At 39.4% G+C, this 2,005-nt stretch carries 3 protein-coding genes and 2 pseudogenes; 1 reads left to right on the top strand and 4 read right to left on the bottom strand.

The annotated features are described in order from the left end of the window. Positions 1–163: 163 nt before the first annotated feature. The 3 genes and pseudogenes from O9323_RS13600 to O9323_RS13590 all read right to left on the bottom strand — a co-directional run. Positions 164–259: pseudogene (locus O9323_RS13600) on the bottom strand (element excision factor XisH family protein); the annotation flags it as partial. A 108-nt stretch (positions 260–367) separates the two neighbouring features. Next, a complete protein-coding gene (locus O9323_RS13595; RefSeq protein ID WP_002760111.1) occupies positions 368–622 on the bottom strand; it encodes a type II toxin-antitoxin system RelE family toxin in 255 nt (84 codons plus the stop codon). Beyond that, positions 619–816 carry a RelB antitoxin-like protein gene (locus O9323_RS13590; RefSeq protein ID WP_069475652.1) on the bottom strand — a complete coding sequence of 66 codons (198 nt, stop codon included), beginning with the start codon at positions 814–816 and terminating at the stop codon, positions 619–621. Before O9323_RS13590 ends, O9323_RS13595 begins: the two co-directional genes overlap by 4 nt. Positions 817–1,445: 629 nt before the next feature. Between O9323_RS13590 and O9323_RS13585 the strand changes: the two genes are divergently transcribed. Continuing rightward, the gene (locus O9323_RS13585) at positions 1,446–1,625 is read left to right on the top strand and encodes a PIN domain-containing protein (protein WP_002801614.1); all 180 of its coding nucleotides are present in this window, start codon (positions 1,446–1,448) and stop codon (positions 1,623–1,625) included. A gap of 150 nt (positions 1,626–1,775) precedes the next feature. On the opposite strand, the pseudogene O9323_RS13580 reads toward O9323_RS13585, so the two are convergent. Further along, a pseudogene (locus O9323_RS13580) lies at positions 1,776–2,005 on the bottom strand (tetratricopeptide repeat protein); the annotation flags it as partial.

Below are 2,005 nucleotides of genomic sequence, written 5' to 3'. Positions count from 1 at the left end.
GTACCGTGGGACACACGGAATCGGGCTTCTGAAATGGGGCGAAAGTCTGTGGACTCTGTGTAAGACAGTACATGGTTTTTTAACTGTGGTATGCGACGGTGGTGGAAGCAGAAACTTAAATCGTGAGGTTTAGGAATCGCCGCACTTTTAGGGCGGCGAGGATGTCAAATTCAATAGGATAAGGATCAGCCGTAATTGTCCAGCCGTCTTTAATTAAGGCATTTTTAACGGCTTCGTGATAGAGGTCTTTTGCTGGCATTTGCCTCCTTCTATTTTGATCACTGGATTTATTATAAGCGATCGCCCTCCTCTTCTCACAGTAAAATAGCGATCGCCTCTTCCAAATTTTCATTAAAAACGCGATCGCCTATCGGTAGATGTCCTTTCGATGTCCAATATCTAAAATAATCACCTTTTTTGCGGAATCATCTATCGCGTAAATAACGCGATAAACTCCAATCCGAATCCGCCAGCCTTCTCGTCCTGTCAGTTTGAGACACCCTGCTGGTCTTGGATTGTCAGCTAATGCTCTAATCCCGTCTCGAACTTTCTGATAACTATCTTGGGGAAGATTAGCTAGAGCCTTAGAAGCTTGTTTTTTAATCGCAATAGTGTAATTCATTGACGACTATTTTCAATTTCGGCGATCGCCTCTTTAAAAGGAATTTCTTCCTCTTCCGAAATAGCTAAATCATAGGCTCTAATAGCATTCAATTCTTCAGAATCTTCTAGGAGTTTTCGATATTCCTCTATATCTAAAAGAATACCGATTTGATTACCCTGTTCATCAGTAATATACTTTTGCTTTAATGGCATTGATAATTACCTTGTTTGTTAATTTTATCCCCTATTATAGCTCAAATTTCTCCTTCATCCTCAACTCAACAGCGATCGCCACTCTCGCCTTTACAGAAAAACAGCGATCGCCCTTCTCAAACTTAAAAAACAGCGATCGCTCCAATTAAAGTTAAGATGAGAAACTATACCTCAACTTATCCTAAGAATTAAAGATTAAAAAGTATTTCCTATTCTACAAACTAATGGTATTAATTTAGCTAGAGTTGAGGGTTTGACTTTAGAAAATTGGAATGCTATAATAATGCCTAAATACCAATATTCGGAATAAGTAATTATGCCATCTTTAGACTTCTTAAGTAGCTGGTTATAATTAAATTAAAAATGGATTTTAGGTTCGATCCCCCCTGCCCCCCTTGATAAGGGGGGTGCCGATAGGCGGGGGGATCCACCCTTGATAAGGGGGGCATCTGACAACTTTTAACGCCTACCTACTTAATTAAAGAATTGAATAATAATGGTAGCGAAGTAATAGATATAATTAAAATTTATTCCCCAAACACCATTAAGCAAAAAGTTATGGGAAATCCGACAGAGGGCAATTTCGGCTGGATTGCAACTGCTCAATGAAGACGAAATAGAACAAGAACTTGCTGCACGTCGAGGAGGATGCAGTGAGTCATGAAATTGCTGGCACTTACGGTTTAGCGGCGATGGATGCACTTCATGTTGCTGCTGCGCTGGAAATTCAAGCTGATGAACTAATCACCACCGAAAAGCAAACCAAACCAATGCACCGAGTCAGGGAAATTCAGATTGTTTCAATCTAATGTGACCGCTGAAGGGGTGATAACGAGTTGCTTGTCATACTAAATCCAGTTATTAAAAACTGATTATGTATTCCCCCTTTTGCATGAGTGCATGAGTAGAAAACGGGTTTCTCCGAGAAACCCGTTTTCTGTGCGTTACTCAGTCTCAACTTAGTTGGGGTTTAACAACCTTTCTAGATTTTGTTCACAGTTCTCTTTATGGGAGAGAATATTTAATTTTTCAGAAAGATGTAAGGCGCGTTGCCAGTGATTAATAGCTGATTTAAGATCATGGGTTTTTTCTTCAAATTCTGCCAAAACAATTAAAGTCTCTAGTTCTATATATCTTTCTCCAATATCGAGGGCAATATCTAAAACTTGGTTAAGATATTGATAGGCTA

Origin of the sequence: Microcystis sp. LE19-131.1A, from assembly GCF_027532015.1 — a bacterium.
GTDB classification, from domain to species: Bacteria; Cyanobacteriota; Cyanobacteriia; order Cyanobacteriales; family Microcystaceae; genus Microcystis; species Microcystis ichthyoblabe_A.
The sequence above is the reverse complement of the archived record's forward strand: the minus strand, read 5'-3'. Positions and strand labels throughout refer to the sequence as shown.

Coding starts and splice junctions, on each gene's coding strand:
- O9323_RS13595 (WP_002760111.1), bottom strand. CDS start 622: ATGAATTACACTATTGCGATTAAAAAACAAGCTTCTAAGGCTCTAGCT.
- O9323_RS13590 (WP_069475652.1), bottom strand. CDS start 816: ATGCCATTAAAGCAAAAGTATATTACTGATGAACAGGGTAATCAAATC.